The sequence below is a fragment of the Porphyromonas sp. COT-052 OH4946 genome, assembly GCF_000765965.1.
Lineage (GTDB): Bacteria > Bacteroidota > Bacteroidia > Bacteroidales > Porphyromonadaceae > Porphyromonas > Porphyromonas gulae.
In genome coordinates this window covers 125,567-142,892 of sequence record NZ_JQZY01000027.1, presented here as the reverse complement: position 1 = coordinate 142,892, position 17,326 = coordinate 125,567, and the positions used below count along the sequence as shown (strand labels likewise).

Annotated in this window: 17 protein-coding genes; 7 read left to right on the top strand and 10 right to left on the bottom strand. The window is 50.9% G+C overall.

What is annotated here, in order from left to right; all coding sequences use genetic code 11:
- Positions 1-431 precede the first annotated feature (431 nt).
- On the bottom strand, positions 432-572 hold the full coding sequence (locus HQ50_RS12265) for a DUF1661 domain-containing protein (protein WP_230587319.1): 141 nt from the start codon (positions 570-572) through the stop codon (positions 432-434).
- On the opposite strand from HQ50_RS12265, the gene HQ50_RS12260 reads away from it, so the two are divergent.
- Both HQ50_RS12260 and rpsA read left to right on the top strand, forming a co-directional pair.
- The gene (locus HQ50_RS12260; RefSeq protein ID WP_230587321.1) at positions 514-714 is read left to right on the top strand and encodes a hypothetical protein; all 201 of its coding nucleotides are present in this window, start codon (positions 514-516) and stop codon (positions 712-714) included. The genes HQ50_RS12265 and HQ50_RS12260 overlap by 59 nt on opposite strands.
- Before the next feature lie 148 nt (positions 715-862).
- Positions 863-2,662, top strand: coding sequence for a 30S ribosomal protein S1 (gene rpsA / locus HQ50_RS09435; protein ID WP_039430045.1), 1,800 nt, complete (start codon positions 863-865; stop codon positions 2,660-2,662).
- A gap of 253 nt (positions 2,663-2,915) precedes the next feature.
- Here rpsA and HQ50_RS09430 read toward each other — a convergent pair whose 3' ends face one another.
- Genes HQ50_RS09430 through HQ50_RS09420 form a run of 3 tightly spaced genes read right to left on the bottom strand, consistent with a single transcriptional unit; the run spans position 2,916 to position 4,967 of the window.
- Positions 2,916-3,455: an RsmD family RNA methyltransferase gene (locus HQ50_RS09430; protein ID WP_018964427.1), complete on the bottom strand. Its 540-nt coding sequence runs from the start codon at positions 3,453-3,455 to the stop codon at positions 2,916-2,918.
- Between the two features lie 41 nt (positions 3,456-3,496).
- Positions 3,497-4,315: a DUF3822 family protein gene (locus HQ50_RS09425; RefSeq protein WP_039430043.1), complete on the bottom strand. Its 819-nt coding sequence runs from the start codon at positions 4,313-4,315 to the stop codon at positions 3,497-3,499.
- Positions 4,316-4,334: 19 nt separating this feature from the next.
- A complete protein-coding gene (locus HQ50_RS09420; RefSeq protein ID WP_018964425.1) occupies positions 4,335-4,967 on the bottom strand; it encodes a hypothetical protein in 633 nt (210 codons plus the stop codon).
- A 131-nt stretch (positions 4,968-5,098) separates the two neighbouring features.
- Between HQ50_RS09420 and HQ50_RS09415 the strand changes: the two genes are divergently transcribed.
- Complete coding sequence (locus HQ50_RS09415) at positions 5,099-6,514, top strand: ATP-dependent RecD-like DNA helicase (protein ID WP_039430040.1); 1,416 nt, start codon at positions 5,099-5,101, stop codon at positions 6,512-6,514.
- Between the two features lie 16 nt (positions 6,515-6,530).
- On the opposite strand, the gene HQ50_RS09410 is transcribed toward HQ50_RS09415, so the two are convergent.
- The 5 genes from HQ50_RS09410 to HQ50_RS09390 form a co-directional block, all read right to left on the bottom strand.
- On the bottom strand, positions 6,531-7,862 hold the full coding sequence (locus HQ50_RS09410) for a DUF3078 domain-containing protein (protein WP_039418993.1): 1,332 nt from the start codon (positions 7,860-7,862) through the stop codon (positions 6,531-6,533).
- A 203-nt stretch (positions 7,863-8,065) separates the two neighbouring features.
- Complete coding sequence (gcvP, locus tag HQ50_RS09405) at positions 8,066-10,933, bottom strand: aminomethyl-transferring glycine dehydrogenase (RefSeq protein ID WP_039418547.1); 2,868 nt, start codon at positions 10,931-10,933, stop codon at positions 8,066-8,068.
- Positions 10,934-10,937: 4 nt separating this feature from the next.
- Positions 10,938-11,582 (bottom strand): MBL fold metallo-hydrolase, encoded by a 645-nt coding sequence (locus HQ50_RS09400; protein WP_039430038.1) that lies wholly within the window; start codon positions 11,580-11,582, stop codon positions 10,938-10,940.
- Positions 11,579-12,235 (bottom strand): 16S rRNA (guanine(527)-N(7))-methyltransferase RsmG, encoded by a 657-nt coding sequence (rsmG, locus tag HQ50_RS09395; protein WP_369794186.1) that lies wholly within the window; start codon positions 12,233-12,235, stop codon positions 11,579-11,581. The genes HQ50_RS09400 and rsmG overlap by 4 nt, the downstream gene beginning before the upstream one ends.
- Before the next feature lie 43 nt (positions 12,236-12,278).
- Positions 12,279-13,094, bottom strand: coding sequence for a DUF3298 and DUF4163 domain-containing protein (locus HQ50_RS09390; protein WP_039421300.1), 816 nt, complete (start codon positions 13,092-13,094; stop codon positions 12,279-12,281).
- Here HQ50_RS09390 and HQ50_RS11540 point away from each other — a divergent pair.
- From HQ50_RS11540 to HQ50_RS10405, 4 genes are all read left to right on the top strand, one after another.
- A complete protein-coding gene (locus HQ50_RS11540) occupies positions 13,081-13,461 on the top strand; it encodes a hypothetical protein (RefSeq protein ID WP_039443451.1) in 381 nt (126 codons plus the stop codon). The two genes, HQ50_RS09390 and HQ50_RS11540, sit on opposite strands and share 14 nt — an antisense overlap.
- Positions 13,462-13,641: 180 nt before the next feature.
- Complete coding sequence (locus tag HQ50_RS09385; protein ID WP_039430036.1) at positions 13,642-14,700, top strand: hypothetical protein; 1,059 nt, start codon at positions 13,642-13,644, stop codon at positions 14,698-14,700.
- Positions 14,701-14,710: 10 nt separating this feature from the next.
- Positions 14,711-15,682 (top strand): tRNA epoxyqueuosine(34) reductase QueG, encoded by a 972-nt coding sequence (gene queG, locus HQ50_RS09380; RefSeq protein WP_230587318.1) that lies wholly within the window; start codon positions 14,711-14,713, stop codon positions 15,680-15,682.
- A gap of 239 nt (positions 15,683-15,921) precedes the next feature.
- Positions 15,922-16,188, top strand: a complete 267-nt coding sequence (locus tag HQ50_RS10405) for a DUF4248 domain-containing protein (RefSeq protein WP_018964416.1) — start codon at positions 15,922-15,924, stop codon at positions 16,186-16,188.
- Positions 16,189-16,279: 91 nt separating this feature from the next.
- Here the strand turns inward: HQ50_RS10405 and HQ50_RS09370 are convergent, their stop codons facing one another.
- Positions 16,280-17,308: a low specificity L-threonine aldolase gene (locus tag HQ50_RS09370; protein WP_039430034.1), complete on the bottom strand. Its 1,029-nt coding sequence runs from the start codon at positions 17,306-17,308 to the stop codon at positions 16,280-16,282.
- Between the last annotated feature and the right edge of the window lie 18 nt (positions 17,309-17,326).

Genomic DNA, 17,326 nt, shown 5'->3' with positions numbered 1-17,326 from the left:
GATTTGATCATCGGCGGATCGGATTCAGAGAGTAATGGCCTGTCATTCTTTTGTAAAAGGCCGAAACACCCCAATTTCTCCGCAAAAATAGTATATAATATGGTATGGGGCTGTATTTTTCTCGGACAAGATATCCCTTCCTTCGCCCATTCTCAAGCATGCTATATATAATAGCGGAGTAGGGGCTATCTCCAGAGAGAGGGCAAAAACACTCTGTGTGGCTGTTTCTCTGATTTGCATCCATTGATTCGATTGGTACGGTTTACGCATGGAATGTTGTGTAGGCGAGATATCAGGCGAGAGGGTCGAATGAAAGGGGCGCGCTTTATGGTGATGCCGGCTGTTCCGAAGCGAAATGGATAGGAGGCCGCATCTTGCGGTCCCATGCCATTTGCCATCTCATGGTTTGCGAACCGCAATCGCTGCGATTCTTACGCGTGTTTCCTGAAAAAGTGGAACCGGAATTTTTTCGTTTTGGTTCGGGAATTTTTTACTTCCCGCGCCAAAGCGAAAATTTTCTCGAGCCACGTTTTTCGGAGCGTAGTGTCGGAAAATTTTCGTGCCAAAACCATCGGATTGCCATTTCTCATACTCTGTCGGATTTTCTTATGGGAGCAAGAGCGGATAAAATTGGGTGATACCTTCCCGAATGTGGCGGTTGGAACTTCATTCGCAGAGCTGTTTCGTTTTCGAAATAGAAGACGGATAAGGTGAGTTTCTTAATCGACTGTGTGCGATTATGATAGATATGTCGATCTCAATGAGGAGAGTAACGAAAAGTTGTTGTAAATTTGCAGCGCTTTTGAGAGATATGACCATATAATGTCCAATCTATTAGCAACAAAACGATTTTTAAAAACAAATGGAGAACTTAAAGAACATTCAGCCCAGAGAGGATTTCAACTGGGAAGAGTTTGAAGCCGGTGGTGCCAAAGCTGCCGTGAGCCGTCAGGAGCAGGAGGCTGCTTATGACAAAACCCTCAACACCATCAAGGAAAAAGAAGTGGTGATGGGTACGGTAACTGCTATCAACAAGCGTGAGGTGGTTATCAACGTAGGGTACAAATCGGAAGGTGTGGTACCTGCAACGGAATTCCGCTACAATCCGGACCTGAAAGTGGGTGAGGAAGTGGAAGTTTACATCGAGAATCAGGAAGATAAGAAGGGTCAGCTCGTCTTGTCTCACCGCAAAGCTCGTGCAGCACGTTCTTGGGAGCGTGTGAACGAGGCTCTCGAAAAAGACGAAATCGTAAAGGGCTATGTGAAGTGTCGTACCAAGGGTGGTATGATCGTCGATGTATTCGGCATCGAGGCTTTCCTCCCGGGATCGCAGATCGACGTGCGCCCCATTCGCGACTACGATGCATTCGTTGACAAGACGATGGAATTCAAGATTGTGAAGATCAATCAAGAATACAAGAACGTAGTCGTTTCTCACAAGGTGCTTATCGAAGCAGAGCTCGAACAACAGAAGAAAGAAATCATCGGCAAGCTCGAAAAAGGACAGGTACTCGAAGGTATCGTCAAGAATATCACTTCTTACGGTGTGTTTATCGACCTCGGCGGTGTGGATGGTCTTATCCACATCACGGACCTTTCTTGGGGTCGTGTGGCTCATCCGGAAGAAATCGTACAGCTGGATCAGAAGATCAATGTCGTTATCCTCGACTTCGATGAAGATCGCAAGCGTATCGCCCTCGGTCTGAAGCAGCTGATGCCTCATCCATGGGATGCTCTCGATAGCGAACTCAAGGTGGGCGACAAGGTGAAAGGTAAAGTAGTGGTGATGGCCGATTACGGTGCTTTCGTTGAGATTGCACAGGGAGTTGAAGGTCTTATCCACGTGAGCGAAATGTCATGGACGCAGCACTTGCGTTCTGCTCAGGACTTCCTGCATGTAGGCGACGAAGTGGAGGCTGTGATCCTGACACTCGATCGAGAAGAGCGCAAGATGTCGCTTGGTCTGAAGCAACTCAAGCCGGATCCCTGGGCAGATATCGAGACTCGTTTCCCCGTAGGTTCTCGTCACCATGCCCGTGTTCGCAACTTCACCAATTTCGGTGTATTTGTTGAGATCGAAGAGGGCGTGGACGGCTTGATTCATATCTCTGACCTTTCTTGGACGAAGAAGATCAAACACCCCAGCGAATTTACGGAAGTAGGTGCTGATATCGAAGTTCAGGTAATCGAGATCGACAAGGAAAACCGTCGTCTCAGCCTGGGCCACAAGCAGCTAGAAGAGAATCCTTGGGATGTATTCGAGACGGTATTCACCGTAGGATCTATCCACGAAGGAACGGTAATCGAGGTGATGGACAAGGGAGCTGTCGTTTCACTGCCTTACGGTGTGGAAGGCTTTGCCACTCCGAAGCATATGGTGAAGGAGGACGGTTCACAGGCTGTGCTCGAAGAGAAGTTGCCTTTCAAGGTTATCGAATTCAACAAGGATGCCAAGCGTATCATCGTATCTCATAGCCGTGTATTCGAAGATGAGCAGAAAGCAGCTCAGCGCGAAGCCAATGCAGAGCGCAAGGCTGAAGCCAAAGCTGCTCAGAAGGAAGCTGCAGCCGAAGCTGCCAACCCGGCACAGGCTGTAGAGAAAGCCACTCTCGGTGATCTCGGCGAATTGGCCGCATTGAAAGAGAAGCTTTCAGAAAACTAAAAACTCCCATGGATCATACGCCCAAGAGCGTATGATCCACCTTATAAAATAGGCTGCACCGAAAACATTCGGCGCAGCCTATTTTTATTATTCGCTTCCCACCACTCCCCAAACAGCGTTACAAGTAGATGAGTAACGCAGAGGGATCAAGAGCAAACAACAAGTACGTTAGACGTAGCAAAACTATTACACATGCCCATAGCTCCAATCCTTCAATAGTTATTGTTGGTGGAGTTTGGTGGAGGTGGTAGCCTTACCGAAAGAAGGTGAAATTGACGGAGCCGTAGGCTCTATGTTCCTCAAATCGGGTATGCTCCGTAAAGCTGAAATCCTTGGGGTGTTCGAGGATGAATAGCCCATCTTCAGCCAGTATATTGCTTTCTAATACCTTGGTCGGCAGGCTCTCCAGTTCGGCCAATGTATAGGGCGGATCGGCAAAGACCAAGTCGAAGCGGCGGCATTCTTTGTTGCGTTCCAAAAAGTGGAATACGTCTGTCTCGAAGACTCTCCAGCAGTTTTCCTCGTTCAGACGCTTAATGAGGGTGCGAATAAAAGCTGCATGTTCACGGCGTTTCTCTACGGAAGTGACGGAAGAACAACCCCGAGAAACCAATTCCAATGCTATACTCCCCGTGCCGGAAAACAGGTCGATAGCCGAAAGTCCTTCGAAATCGAAACGGTTGGACAGGATGTTGAAGAGGTTCTCTTTGGCAAAATCCGTTGTGGGACGGGCATTGAAGCTTTTGGGTACATCGAAACGCCTGTGTCCGTATTTACCTCTGATTACACGCATAGGGAAAGATGTGGAGAAGAGACTTCGAGTATGGCGTTACATTAGACCGGCTCTTTGCTCAGTTCGATATGGCGGAAGAACGGTTCCAATGTTTGCCTGAGATCATCCTTTCCGACAGAGTGGTCGCGGACATTTTGTTGGATACAGATAACGATACGGTCATGCTCTATATCCAACCGTAAGCTCTTCCAGACAGTGACCAGATAGAAAAGGACTTCTTCCTCGACAGAGCGAATAGCTTGATTGTCCGTGAGGCTGTATGTATTGGCAAAGAGCAGACTGCCTCCTTCGAATACGAAGAGGTCGAGTTTGTCATGCCGGAGATTGAGGGCAACTCTTTTGGCCGTATGCTGCCGGCTCTGTCGCTCCGTTTCTTTGAAAAAGGGGATAAAGTCGGGGGCGAACTCTGTTCCTACCTGTGTCCTTCTTAGAAATTCATAGAGAGGCTTGTCCCATCCCAAAATCAGCATCTTATCCTGATGAGACAGGTTGTACTCCATGACGGCTACACCCTTGCCTTCGTCCGGCAAGTGGACAGCAGTCCTCAGCCAGTAGTCGGCTCTACCCTCTTCGTACAAAGCGCGAGGAATGAGAACATACGAATCCGGGCTGTAACTGACGTGTACGTGGCGGTATGGGTAGGTGAGATGTTGGTAATGGAAAAAAAGCTCCTTCACAGCAGAGCAATAGTCTTCTGCTCCTGAGTCGAAAGGATAGGCACATCTGGCGCATGGCTTACCCTCCGTATCGAAGAGGCTAAAAATAAGTCCATCCGACAGGAATCGGATGGACATATCGTAGCTTTCTGCAGTGTGAGCAGAGAGGGGGGTAGCCGGAATATCGGAAGAAGGGATTTCCACGCGCTATACTTCCGAGAGATTATTCCCAGTTACCGGTATTCTTCACTTCTTTCAGAGATCCGATGCGCAGACCGGCATATCCATTGGCACGAGCTTCTGCATCGTTGATTTTCATTCTCAGACGAACCTGATCCTGATCGCTGAGGTAGTCAACGAAAGGCACTGATGCTTGGAATACGGACACGTTTATTGTATCCTGACCGATCTCCTGCTGGATGGAACCTACTTCGACCAAGATCTTTTTGCCGGCAAAACCGGGAATATCCAAGACTGTATTAGGATCAATACCTTTGAGCAGAGAGTCCTTGGCTGCAACCCAAACCGTATCGCGCTTGAGCAAGCCTGCACGAGCTGCCTGCGCTTCGGTCATTCCTTTGTCGCGCATGTCGTCGGTGTATTCGCCTTCGGCATTCACGTAGTAGACACGACCGTTGGCCAGGAAACCTACCAATTCATCTGCTGTGGCATAGCGACCATACATGCTTTCGAATGCAGCTTGATAGTCGGCTATGTTTTTCAGCTTCTTTTGGATAGCTGTTTCACGACTGGCCTGAATCTTGTCGAAACTAACGGGGGTGTATATGCTCATCACGGTGAGATATGCCAACACCACGACTGCTACAGCCACCAAAATCTTGATTAAAGTTTTCATCGTTATCTTACTTTGTTTTTGTATTAAATTCTCTTCTAAAGACGCTTCCTAATCCGTATTGCCCCACCGAATCCGAGCATATCGTTCAAAGGAAGTAACTTAGTCCCCGCAAATATACGATTTGTATAAAGATGGACAATTATTTGGCCGGGCAAATATTGAAAAATTTGCCATTTACCCCGACGCAAAGCCAAGATTCGGCTATTCGATCTTTGGCAAAGTATCTGCTCGACAGGGAGCCTTATTCGGTTTTTTTGCTTCGCGGATATGCCGGTACGGGTAAGACACAGCTTATCGCTTCGGTGGTGCAGACCATCCTGCAGCAAGGTGCGCATTGTGAGCTATTGGCACCGACCGGACGTACTGCCAAGGTGTTGACATCCTACACTCGGCATCAGGCTTATACCATTCATCGACAGATCTATCAGGCTTCCGCTGCGGGGATAGAGGAGGGCGGCTCCTATCGCATCCGTCGCAGCAGCCCTACCGGTACAGTATTTATCGTGGACGAATCCTCTATGATCGGGAATGAAAGTGTCGAACCTACGCCCTTTGGCTCGGGTAGCTTGCTGAACGATTTGCTGGCATACGTGAACGAAACGGATGGTTGCCGTCTGATTCTGGCCGGAGATATGGCACAGCTTCCGCCGGTCGGCAGTGTGGTGAGTCCGGCATTGGATGCCGGTGTAATGGAAACTTTCTACGGATTGCGCATATATGAATGTACACTGACCGAGGTAGTACGTCAGCAGAAAGAATCCGCCATTCTCTCTTTGGCCACGAGCCTACGCCGTTTACTTTCCGATGGTATTTCTGACAAAATCAAGTTGAACATAAGGGATTCGGGAGATGTGTCGGCTATTTCCGGTGCTGAACTGATAGAAGCACTGGATGCTTCGTTTCGGACTGTAGGCATGGACGAGACCATTATTGTCAGCTATTCCAATAAACGTGCTTTGGCCTATAATCTGGGCATCCGCAGTCAGGTATTGTACTACGAAGAAGAGTTGGTACGGGGCGATCGATTAGTGGTGACGCGCAACAACTATCGTTATTGTGACAGGCGAGACAAGACCGACTTCGTGGCTAATGGAGAGATCGTAGAGATTCTGCGGTTGGGCAAGCGATACGAGCTGTATGGATTCCGATTTGCAGATGCCACCATCAATCTGGTAGAGCAGGGGCGTGAGATAGAAGCGAGGCTATTGCTCGATGGACTGACGGCGGAAACAGCCGGTCTTACCCATGTACAGAGGCAAAAACTGTATGATGCCGTTGCGGAAGACTATAGTTCGGTGGAGAGCGTCCCTGCTCGGCGCAAAGCGATCAGAGAGGATGCTTTCTTTTCGGCCTTGGAAGTAAAGTATGCCTATGCCATCACCTGCCACAAAGCTCAGGGAGGCCAGTGGAAGCATGTTTATGTCGATATGGGTATGCTTAGCTATCTGCCTCACGACGAACAACTCTGTCGTTGGCTTTATACGGCAGTAACCAGAGCTTCGGAACGGCTCTATCTCGTCAATACTCCGAAAGACATGATGCCGTAAGAGAGAGGGCAGTCTCTTACAAACGGAAGTAGAGGCCGATACTCACCAATTCGTTCACCTGCCAATATGTTCCTTTGCCTTCCGGTAGTGACACACTGTCGTCATAGCGCAGGTACAGATATAAACGGGTGCTCAGCAGTCGGGTGAGCGACAGGTTGAGGGCATTCTCAAATTCTGCCACCGTATTATCGTATGTGGTATTGGCATACAGGCGCGACTGCCAACTCAGGCGACTATCGAAGTTCCATACGAGTTCGGCTTTTATGGCCGAACCCAATTCGTGTACAATGGTCTTTCCTTCGGGAAAACCGTGGCGGGCCAAGTCTATATCGTCTCTGACCGACCATTTGAGGATGTACGAGACGGGAGATAGGAACAGTCCCAGTTTAGCGGACTTGCCATAAACCTTTTTGCTTTTCGTATCCAACTCGTATTTCATACCGAGACCCGTATTGAAGATTATCGGAGCGAGGAATGCAGATTGTTTCTTCAAGCTGTTTTCAGCTCGGTTCGTAAATAGCTGTGTACGCATTTCAGCATCCAAGGAGTAGTACCATTGCTTGAACGCCTTGTAGCCGAAGTTGGATCGCAGACGGAGCAAATCCTCTGCTACTCGATAGCGATTGACCGTGTCTTTGGCTGCGTTGAAGATGCTGAGTTTGTTTTCCAACTCATTTTTCCAGCGAATCTTCTTGTTGCGATACTGACGGACAATCAGATTGCTGAACATGATATTCAGATTGCTCGATCCCCCTTTGTACCAGTTTTCGGAAATGTAGTTCTGGGAGAATTGCAACATGGTCTCCATATTGAAAAACCAGTAGCGAGGTTTGAGTTCGATGCCACGGATTTTTCCCGGTTGGATGATCCTGTCTGATAGAGCACCCCCATTGATAAGCGGCATGTCTTGTGACTTGATATAGGAATAGTCCGGGCCGAAAGGCTCCAATTCCGTGCGGCTGTACGTGAAGAGATCTAATCGACGATACTGAAGCTCGGTCAGCACCCTGCGTGCCAAATCCACTTCTGCAATCATATCGCTCAAATCCGGTACCGGAACGGGATCTTTCCCACAGGCTTTTTGCAAGCGAGAGGGTATCTCAGGTATGGTGATATGCCAGAGTCCTTCGGATAGAGGGGTGGACGAGTTTTCTGCTACGAGTGGTAGCTGCAGATAGCTCATCAGTAGGCGGCCGGAGGCTATAGGTGCTGTCGGCAGACTGTCTGTATCCGCTAAGAGGTGATTCTGCGGTCGGGGTACGGGAACAGTCGGTTTCGATGCTATGGCATCGGCAGCTCCGATGGAACAGCAGAACAGGAATATGGAGAGGAGGTATCTTATCTTCATCGTAGTCAAATCGTTTTTATATAACCGTTTTTGCGCGGGCAAAGTTATACCAATCTTTATTTTCTTTTTCGGGGTTTTTCATTGAGCTTAAATAAGTCTTTCACTCTTAGCATCTTTATCTTTATTGAAAAAGAAAACCCCGAGAGTTTTTATTTGACTCTCGGGGTTCGCTTTCGTTTATTACCTGTTGTGCAGGGGCGATTTTATTGATTGTTGAAAACCTCACATGCACCGCAGAGGCTCGGAACCAAATTGCGGTCCCCATAGCCATTGTCGATACGGGCTACGTTGAGCCAGAACTTATTCTCACGCAGGTATTCCAGCGGGTAGGCTGCCTTTTCGCGAGAGTATGGATGCGACCAGTCGTTGGCTGTTACCTCGTACTGAGGATGCGGAGCATTCTTCAGTACGTTGTCGGTAGCATCCTGTTCGCCGCGAGCCACTTCCTGGATCTCTTCCCAGATGCAGTTCATCACATCTATGAAACGATCCAGTTCGGCCAGACTCTCGCTCTCGGTCGGCTCTATCATCAGAGTGCCATGTACGGGGAAGGAGAGCGTCGGAGCATGGTAGCCGAAGTCCATCAGACGCTTGGCTATATCGTTCTCGTCGATACCGCTTTCTTTGATCTTGCGGCATTCGAGGATCAGCTCATGACCTACGCGGCCTGTGGCTCCCGTATAGACGATACCGAAAGTATCTTTCAGACGGTTGGCCATGTAGTTGGAGTTCAGGATGGCGATTTTCGTAGCTCTGCGCAGACCTTCGTAGCCCATCAGGCGAATGTATGCGTAGGTGATAGTCGTTACCCCTGCACTTCCGTATGGAGCGGCGGATACCTCCAAGCCGTTGTAGTCCTCACGCAGCGGGTGGGATGGCAGGAATGGAGTCAAGTGCTTGGCCACACAGATAGGACCTACACCCGGACCTCCACCTCCGTGGGGGATGGCAAAGGTCTTGTGCAGATTCAAGTGGCACACGTCCGCTCCGATGAAGCCCGGGCTGGTCAGTCCTACCTGAGCATTCATATTGGCACCGTCCATATACACCTGACCACCACACTCGTGGATACGACGGCAGAGATCGATAATGTTAGTCTCGAAGATACCATGCGTACTCGGGTAAGTGATCATCATGGCAGCGATTTGGTCCTTGTGTTGTTCCGTCTTGGCCATGAAGTCGTCCATATCTACGTTGCCTCGGTCGTCGCAAGCTACCGTCACCGTATCGTATCCGCACTGGATGGCACTGGCCGGATTGGTGCCGTGGGCAGAAGCCGGCAAGATAACCAGATGGCGGTGTCCCTGTCCGATGCTGTTCAGATAGCCGCGAATAGCGAGCAATCCGGCGTATTCGCCTGCTGCTCCGGAATTAGGCTGGAGCGAAGTAGCGTCGAAACCGGTGATTACGGCCAAGTAATGTTCCAGACTTTCGAGCATCTCGTTGTAGCCTTCCGTCTGGTCTTTGGGAGCATACGGGTGGATGGCGTTGAACTGCGGCATCGAGAGGTTGAACAGCTCGGATGCGGCATTCAGCTTCATCGTACAAGAACCCAGCGGAATCATGGAGTGCGCCAGAGAAATGTCCTTGCGTTCGAGGCGTTTGATGTAGCGCATCAGCTCCGTCTCCGTGTGGTAGTTGTTGAATACGTCGTAGTCCAGGAAGTTCGACGTACGGGCAAAGGCACCATCGAAATAACGCTTGTCAATGGCAATGTCCTCCGTGATTGTCTCCTCTTTGCCCAGAACGGATGAGAAGATATAGAGCAGAACGCCGAGGTCGGAGGGCAACGTAGTCTCATCCAAGCTGATGACGATGCTACCATCGGCGGGGTAGAAGAAGTTCACGCTGCACTCTTCAGCCAGTTCGCGTACTTTTTCTACTGTGACATCGGCCGGCAGCTCCACACGAAGTGTGTCGAAGAAGTTCTTGTTCGTGAGCTTATAGCCGAGCCCGGCGAGCTTCTCGCTGATAAATCCTGCATAAGCATGTACCCTGCCGGCTATATGGCGCAAGCCGTCAGCACCGTGATACACGGCATAGAAGCTGCTCATCGTGGCCAACAAAGCCTGTGCGGTACAGATATTCGATGTGGCTTTCTCACGCTTGATGTGCTGTTCGCGCGTTTGCAATGCCAGACGATAAGCCGGACGTCCGTATGCGTCTTTGGACATACCGATGATACGGCCGGGGATGTTGCGCTTGTAGTCCATGCTTGTGGCCAAATATCCTGCCGAGGGACCACCGTAATACATGGGAATACCGAAACGCTGTGCCGATCCGAATACGATGTCGGCACCCCATTCACCCGGAGGAGTCAGGATGGTCATACTCAAGAGGTCGGCTGCTACGGCTACCTTGGCGTTGCCGGCATGAGCCGCTTCGATGAATGCCTTATAATCATTGACCGAGCCTTCTGCATCGGGGAACTGTACGATGGCGGCAAATACTTCGGGTGTGAAGCCGAATGTCTTGTAGTCGCCCACCACGATCTGCATACCCTGAGGTATGATACGGGTGCGGATCACTTCGATCGTAGAGCGGAATACATTCTTGTCCACGAAGAGAACGTTGGCTCCAGCCTTGATTTGTGTGCGCGAACGGGTATCGAAGAACATACGTGCGGCTTCGGCACCAGCAGTGGCTTCATCGAGGAGCGAGCAGTTCGTCAGGGGCAGCCCTGTCAGTTCGGTGATCACCGTCTGGAAATTGAAGAGAGCCTCCAGACGTCCCTGTGATACCTCCGCCTGATAAGGTGTGTAGGAAGTGTACCACGCGGGATTCTCCAATACGTTGCGCTGGATGGGAGCCGGTGTGACTGTATCGTACCAGCCTTGTCCGATGTAGGAGGTGAAGACCTTGTTCTTGGATCCCAGTTCCATGAAATGCTCGAGCAGTTCGCGCTCGGTCATGGCTTCGGGCAGATCAAGAGGTTCGGACAGCAGGATGTCGCCGGGGATCGTTTCGCGGATCAGCTGATCCATTGACTCTACGCCTATGGTCCGGAGCATGACGGAGAGGTCGCGCTCGGCAATACCTATATGGCGGTTTTCGAATTTGTTCGTATTCATTATTCTAATCGAGAAAAGGGTTATTAGTTCGTTCGTAAGCTATCGTAGAGGTAGGCCCGTGTCCGGGGTAGACTACCGTATCGTCGGGAAGAGGGAGAAGTTCTGCGCGAATACTCTTTTTCAGCAGTTCGTAGCTACCGCCCCACAAGTCGGTCCGGCCCACGTCACCGGCAAAGAGCGCATCGCCGGTAAATACCGCTTGGGCCTGTGGGCAATAGAATGCCAGATGACCGGGCGAGTGCCCCGGGACGAAAAGCACCTTGATGGTACTCTCTCCCAACTGAAGAACGTCGCCCGGAGCAATGTATTGTATCGGCGGTTCGTCCATCGTGCCGAACATGCCGAATGCTGCCAGCTGCTTGGACGGAGACGGCATTTCTTCCACTTCAGCCCGATGCGTGAGCACAGGCAGGCCGAAGGTTTTGGCTGCAAAGCCATTGCCCCAGGCATGGTCGAAGTGCAGGTGCGTGTTGAGCAGGAGCTTTACTGTGAGCTGCTGTTCCTGAACGAAGCGGAGTAGCTGCTTCTCTTCGCTCCCATCCATACAGCCGCAGTCGATAAGTGCAGCTTCGCCCGTGGAGTTGTAAAGGATATATGTATTTTCTGCCACCGAGTTGAAGGTGAACATCTTTACTTTAGTCGTTGTCATAGAGGTAAGTAGACCACTTTTTTTGTTTTGAAATACGCTTCCTCGAAGGTCGGCCACAGCTCCTCTGTCATTGCCTTGTTCCGGAATGGCAGTATCTCGTGCTGAAGCTCTCCGCCCTTGAGGCAGATAAGCCCGTTGGGGAGCGCGTTTTGCTGATCTTCGTGCCGAATGAGCTTCCTGCAGATCTTGGCCAGTTCACTCAGTTTCATCACGGCACGGCTGACTACGAAGTCGAATTTCTCATCTATGCTTTCCGCCCGACAGTGCATGGTGCGCACATTGTCAAGCCCCAAGGCTTCGGCTATGGCGGCGGCCACTTTCACCTTTTTGCCGATGCTGTCCACCAGCAAAAAGGATACCTCAGGAAACAGAATCGCCAAGGGAATACCCGGAAATCCTCCGCCTGTGCCCAGATCCAATACACTTGTGCCGGGTTTGAAGTTCAGCATGCGAGCTATCCCCAAGGAATGCAACACATGGTGCGGATACAAATTGTCTATATCCTTTCGGGAAATGACATTGATAAGGGCATTCCAATGCGTGTACAGCGGTCCCAGTTGCCCAAACTGCTCGCGTTGTCGTTCGGACAAGTGGGGGAAGTATTTCTCGATGATCTCTATACCTGAAGCCTGGGGCAACAGCTCTTCGGGCATTTGCTGCGTATTCGTCATATCGGTCGAAACAAAAGGAGGGGGACTACGGCAGGTAACGCTTCAGGGGCGAATCGTCTCTTAGTAAAGGTGCCAATACGTCATAGCCGAGACGGACATAGACAGCACCTCTGGCATAAGCAGCTATCTGGTACTCATTGAAACAGTATGTGAGGCCCTTGTCATCGATCATAAAATTACCATTGGGCTGTATTTCTTCTGCGTTGAAGAAACCTATTGCATCCAATTCGGACGGCTTGGTCTTGCCGAAATCCTGTACCAATTGTCCTATGATGAGTGCGGACAGCTTTTCCGCATAGCTGATCTTGAACAGATCCCGCTCTTCGAGTATCTTGCCCGTAGAGCGAAGGATGTTGGCGAAGCGGACTGTGTTCTCCGGATGCGCACCGCCTTCGTACGTGTATGTATTGATACGTGTGGAGATCAATCCCGTGTCGCAATAAGCGATGGTATTTTCCTGCTTGTAGATGTAGTCCAGAAGGTCTAAGGGAAGTCCTTGCAGACTGGCTTCGGCATTGTTCGAGCGATAGTCTTCGCCCAGCACTCGCGCATAGCCTTCCATGGCATTCTCCGGCGAAGACGAATCCATCAGACTGTCCCCGAAGAGCAGCCCATTGAACACTTCTGTGAGCATGTCGTCCCCCGAAGGATAGACGTAGCTGATCACCACATGCAGCGATGGCGTGTCGATGTCCGCTCGCAGTGGAATATAGCGTTCGAGGTAGGCCGAATCGAACGTGATGTCCTTCGATTCGGCAGCTTTGTTCTTGCTACAGCCAAAAGCGGTGATCAGAGACAAGGGAAAGAGTAGCGACAGCACGCTGCGCATGGATTTCATCATAGTGAAAGATTATAATTCCGATAGATTCATTATTACTGCCACAAATTTACGCAATTCATTTCGGATAAGCCTTTTTTTACGCGCCGGAAAACGATGGATTGCGGTTCGGCAGAATCTCGATTATGGAACCAAAAAAAATACGTTTTGGTTCGGGAATTTTTTTCTTTTGGTTCGGGAACGAAAACTTTCTCGCGCCATGTTTTTAGCAACCATATCCACGAAATTTTTGGGACAAGAAACGCTGACAGAGAGGAAAATCCTCCCTCCCGATTCTCTTCGCTCAGAAGTGGAAAAACGATGCTCCGCCTTCCTTATTTCATGCTCTGCGATTGCTGTCATTGCAAAATGTTTTGTGCTGTTCCGTTAGGTACAATCCTTTTTCCCGTAAAGGATTACAGATGTCTGCTATAACTCTTGGCGTGAGAGTGGTCGGTTCGGTTTTTTAGTGATTTTTGGCGCGGAAAAATGTGTCGGCGGACGGAGAAAATGTTACCTTTGTTCCAAATAGTCGTCCGCTTCGGGGCGGCTCCTTTTTCACTCCGTTGCTATGAATAGGTTGATATCCCACATCGAACGCAGCATCAGTATACATAAGTGTGTAGTGGTGCCGAGCCTTGGCGGTTTTGTTGCTGAGCTGTTGCCGGCATGTTACGACCGTGATGACAATCTTATTTACCCTCCCAAAGAAGAACTCCGATTCAATGCTGCCCTCTCGCTTCGGGACGGTATCTTGGAGGATAGCTACGCACGAGCTTATGGTATCTCGCACCGCCGTGCCAGAGTGATGCTCGATGACGATGTGCGCACTTTGCGTGCCGAACTGGTACGTGCCGGACGTGTCAGCTTGGAAAAGATGGGCGAACTGACTTTGAATCCGGAGGGACAAATCAGCTATTCGCACCGAAGCGAAGCGGAGGAAGGAGCGGGCTTTTCCTACGGCCTGGTTCCTTGCTCATTGCCTCGTTTGGCTGAGTCTTTCGACGAAGTACAGCCGTCTGCGGAGAGGGAGAAGGAAGTTTCGCCGGTCGGTCGGTCGGATTATTTCTACCTGAAGATCCATAAGCGTACCGGCATGATGGCGGCTGCAGCTGTGATGTTGGGCGTATTGCTTGTTGTCCCTTGGGGGCAAATCTCCTCGTCGGATAAGTTTGCCGCCAGTTTTGTCCCTACCGAGCTGACAGCCAAAAGCGTATGGAAAGATACCGAAGCCCGGCCGGTGCAGGTGGTGACGGCGAAGCCGGCTTCTGTTGCCGCTACGGCTGATTCGCAGCCAATCGAGGCTACGGCCTCTAAACCGGCCGAATCGCCCAACCAACTCTCCACGGACGTAGCCGAAGGGGGTGTGCCCGTGATGCACGAGCCTGTAGGTTCCAAATACTATTATGTGGTAGTGGGCACATTCGATACGAAGAAGAAAGCTCAGGAGTTTTACCGCATGAGCATCGATAAGGCCATGATGCCGAATGCCCTGGTGCTGCTTAGCTCCAATAAGGCACGTATTTATGCCGATCGCTTTGCTACGGCGGACGAAGCGCAGACTTATATCCGTTCGATGAAAGATAAACACAGGCTGTTTGCCGATGCTTGGGTGTATGCCGGACGATGAAAAAATAAAATTGCGATACTCACCGGAAGAGTCGGCGCGCCTTATCAAAGAAGAGGCGCGCCGACTTGGTTTTAGTGCTTGTGGGTTTGCCGAAGCACAGGCCTTGCCGCCATCCGTGGTAGGGACTTACGAGAAGTTCCTGTCCGAAGGCCGGCATGGGGAAATGGACTATCTGGAGCGCAACAGGGAGCTTCGCTATTCGCCGGCGGAGCTGTTGCCGGGTACTCGAACGGTTATCTCCGTGGCACTGAACTATTACCCCAGGATCAAACAACCGGCCTCGGCTCCGCAAATAGCCTACTATGCTTATGGGAAAGACTACCATAAGGTCGTCAAACGCCTCTTGGACAAGCTACTGGATTATATTCGTCGGGAGATCTGCCCTTCCGTTTCGGGACGGTCTTTCAGCGACTCTGCCCCTATTGCCGAACGCTATTGGGCTTGCCGTGCAGGTATCGGTTGGGTAGGGCGCAGCGGCATGCTTATTTTGCCCCGAGGGGGGACTTTCTTTTTCTTGGGAGAGCTATTGGTGGACATCGATCTGCCTCCCGATACTCCGATGCCATCACGCTGTGGAGCCTGCCGGAACTGTATCGAAAGCTGTCCTACGGGAGCTATTTCCGAAGAGGGCATGGACTCCCGTCTCTGTGTGAGCTATTTGACGATAGAGCATGAGGGAGAGATCCCTCCGGAGCTGGTCGGTAAGCTGGGCAATCGTTTCTACGGATGCGATAGTTGCCAGCTCTGCTGCCCTTGGAACCGCTATGCCCATCCTTCCGAGGTCGAAGCCTTTGTACCGAGGGAGGCTCTGTTTACGTTCGACAAGGACGATCTCGCTTCTTTGGACGAAGAGAAATACCTGCACTTCTTCGCCGGTTCGCCCATGAAGCGAGCCGGACTCGATGGCCTTCGGCGCAATGCGCGAGCTTTGGAGCAGGGAGATAAGAAAGAGGATGAGCAGCCGACTGACGAAGACGGATAACGAGCCCTTGGAGCAAACGATTCCTTTCTCTTCCTGAGTCGCTGACTTTTCTGATTACTCAGAGTCCTCCGATCCATAATCACAAGAATAAGTAGCCTTCACTGTTGATAACTCGGTGCGAAAAGTATCGGCAGATCGGTGTGAAATGTATTCCTTTGCATTAGTCTGCCGGCAGGCGTGGCGATGCATTTTTCAGCCTGTTCGGCACTCATCATTATTCTATAAAAACATATACCAGTATGAAAGTTGAATCTAACGGCGCATCGGCACGGGAGGATGTATTCCCATTCCGAGTCCATCGCGTCAAAGAAGTAGCCGTACGCTACTTCCCACATCTTACCCCGAATTCCGGTACACGTGCCCTGCGAAGAATCATCTACGGGGATCAAGATCTCCTCAATTCGATGAGAGAACATGGTTATGCTCTGGGACAGCGATCCCTGACACCGGCTATGCTCAACGTTCTTACAGCCTATCTTGGTTCGCCCGAAGATTTTTGTCCTTGACGGACAATAGCTGAAAAGTCTGCCTGTGGGGAGATGTCAAAGTCGTGATTTGCGGCTTTCGGCATGCCCCCTTTCAGTATATATAAGGAGTTTAGCGGGAAAGATATTCGGCAAATGCGGCTACATTCTCCGGCGGAGTAGCCCACGAAGTGACCAGACGAATGGCTGAGCTGTCGGGTGATACGGCTTGCCACACGTAGAAGTTGAATGTGGCTTTCAGCCTTTCGATCAGATCGTTGGGGAGGATCGGGAAGATCTGATTGGTTTGCGGAGGGTAGAGGAAGGAATAACCGCAGGAGGAGATGGCTGTCGCCAGATCTGTTGCCATTTTGTTGGCATGAGCTGCAAGCCGGTAGTAAAGCCCATCGCGGAAAAGCGTGGTAAACTGGATGCCCAGCACCCGCCCCTTGGCCAACATGGCTCCGCGCTGCTTGATTTGATAGAGGAAAGCATCGTCCGGACGTGGACGAGGGAAGACGATGGCCTCTCCGAGGAGTGCTCCGTTCTTGGTGCCACCGATATAGAACGCATCGGTCAGGGTGGCTATATCGGTCAGGGTCGGATTGTCCTCGGTCTCTGCCATGACCGCCGAACCGATACGGGCACCGTCGAGATAGAGTAGGAGACCGTTTGCACGGCAAAAGGCGGACAGATCCGACAGCTCATGACGAGAGTAGAGTGTGCCCAGCTCCGTGGATTGGGAGATATAGACCATGGACGACTTTACCATGTGTTCGTCCGTATGAAAAGCAAGGACTTCCCGGATATGCTCCACACTGAGTTTGCCGAGTGGAGTAGGTACTGTGCAGACCTTATGTCCGGTGGATTCGATAGCACCGGTTTCGTGCACGTTGATATGCCCTGACTGTGCTGCTATGACAGCTTCGTGTGGACGGAGCAGGTGACTGATCACCAAGAGATTGGTCTGCGTCCCACCCGATACGAAATAGACTTCGGCATCGGGCTTATTGCATTCGCGGCGGATCATTGCACGCGCTTCCTCGCAATAGGAGTCATAGCCGTATCCCTCTTGTGGAACGAAATTAGTATCTGCCAGCGCGTGCAGTATGTCAGGATGCGCACCTTCGGTATAGTCGTTTTTGAAGCTGATCTTGCTCATAAGCTATGTTGGGGAGTA

Bases quoted from the DNA above. Each gene is read 5' to 3' on its own strand.
- HQ50_RS12265 (WP_230587319.1), bottom strand. From the start codon at position 572: ATGGTTTTGGCACGAAAATTTTCCGACACTACGCTCCGAAAAACGTGG.
- rpsA (WP_039430045.1), top strand. From the start codon at position 863: ATGGAGAACTTAAAGAACATTCAGCCCAGAGAGGATTTCAACTGGGAA.
- HQ50_RS09430 (WP_018964427.1), bottom strand. From the start codon at position 3,455: ATGCGTGTAATCAGAGGTAAATACGGACACAGGCGTTTCGATGTACCC.
- HQ50_RS09420 (WP_018964425.1), bottom strand. From the start codon at position 4,967: ATGAAAACTTTAATCAAGATTTTGGTGGCTGTAGCAGTCGTGGTGTTG.
- HQ50_RS09415 (WP_039430040.1), top strand. From the start codon at position 5,099: ATGGACAATTATTTGGCCGGGCAAATATTGAAAAATTTGCCATTTACC.
- HQ50_RS09410 (WP_039418993.1), bottom strand. From the start codon at position 7,862: ATGAAGATAAGATACCTCCTCTCCATATTCCTGTTCTGCTGTTCCATC.
- gcvP (WP_039418547.1), bottom strand. From the start codon at position 10,933: ATGAATACGAACAAATTCGAAAACCGCCATATAGGTATTGCCGAGCGC.
- HQ50_RS09400 (WP_039430038.1), bottom strand. From the start codon at position 11,582: ATGACAACGACTAAAGTAAAGATGTTCACCTTCAACTCGGTGGCAGAA.
- rsmG (WP_369794186.1), bottom strand. From the start codon at position 12,235: ATGCCCGAAGAGCTGTTGCCCCAGGCTTCAGGTATAGAGATCATCGAG.
- HQ50_RS11540 (WP_039443451.1), top strand. From the start codon at position 13,081: ATGGATTTCATCATAGTGAAAGATTATAATTCCGATAGATTCATTATT.
- HQ50_RS09390 (WP_039421300.1), bottom strand. From the start codon at position 13,094: ATGATGAAATCCATGCGCAGCGTGCTGTCGCTACTCTTTCCCTTGTCT.
- HQ50_RS09385 (WP_039430036.1), top strand. From the start codon at position 13,642: ATGAATAGGTTGATATCCCACATCGAACGCAGCATCAGTATACATAAG.
- HQ50_RS10405 (WP_018964416.1), top strand. From the start codon at position 15,922: ATGAAAGTTGAATCTAACGGCGCATCGGCACGGGAGGATGTATTCCCA.
- HQ50_RS09370 (WP_039430034.1), bottom strand. From the start codon at position 17,308: ATGAGCAAGATCAGCTTCAAAAACGACTATACCGAAGGTGCGCATCCT.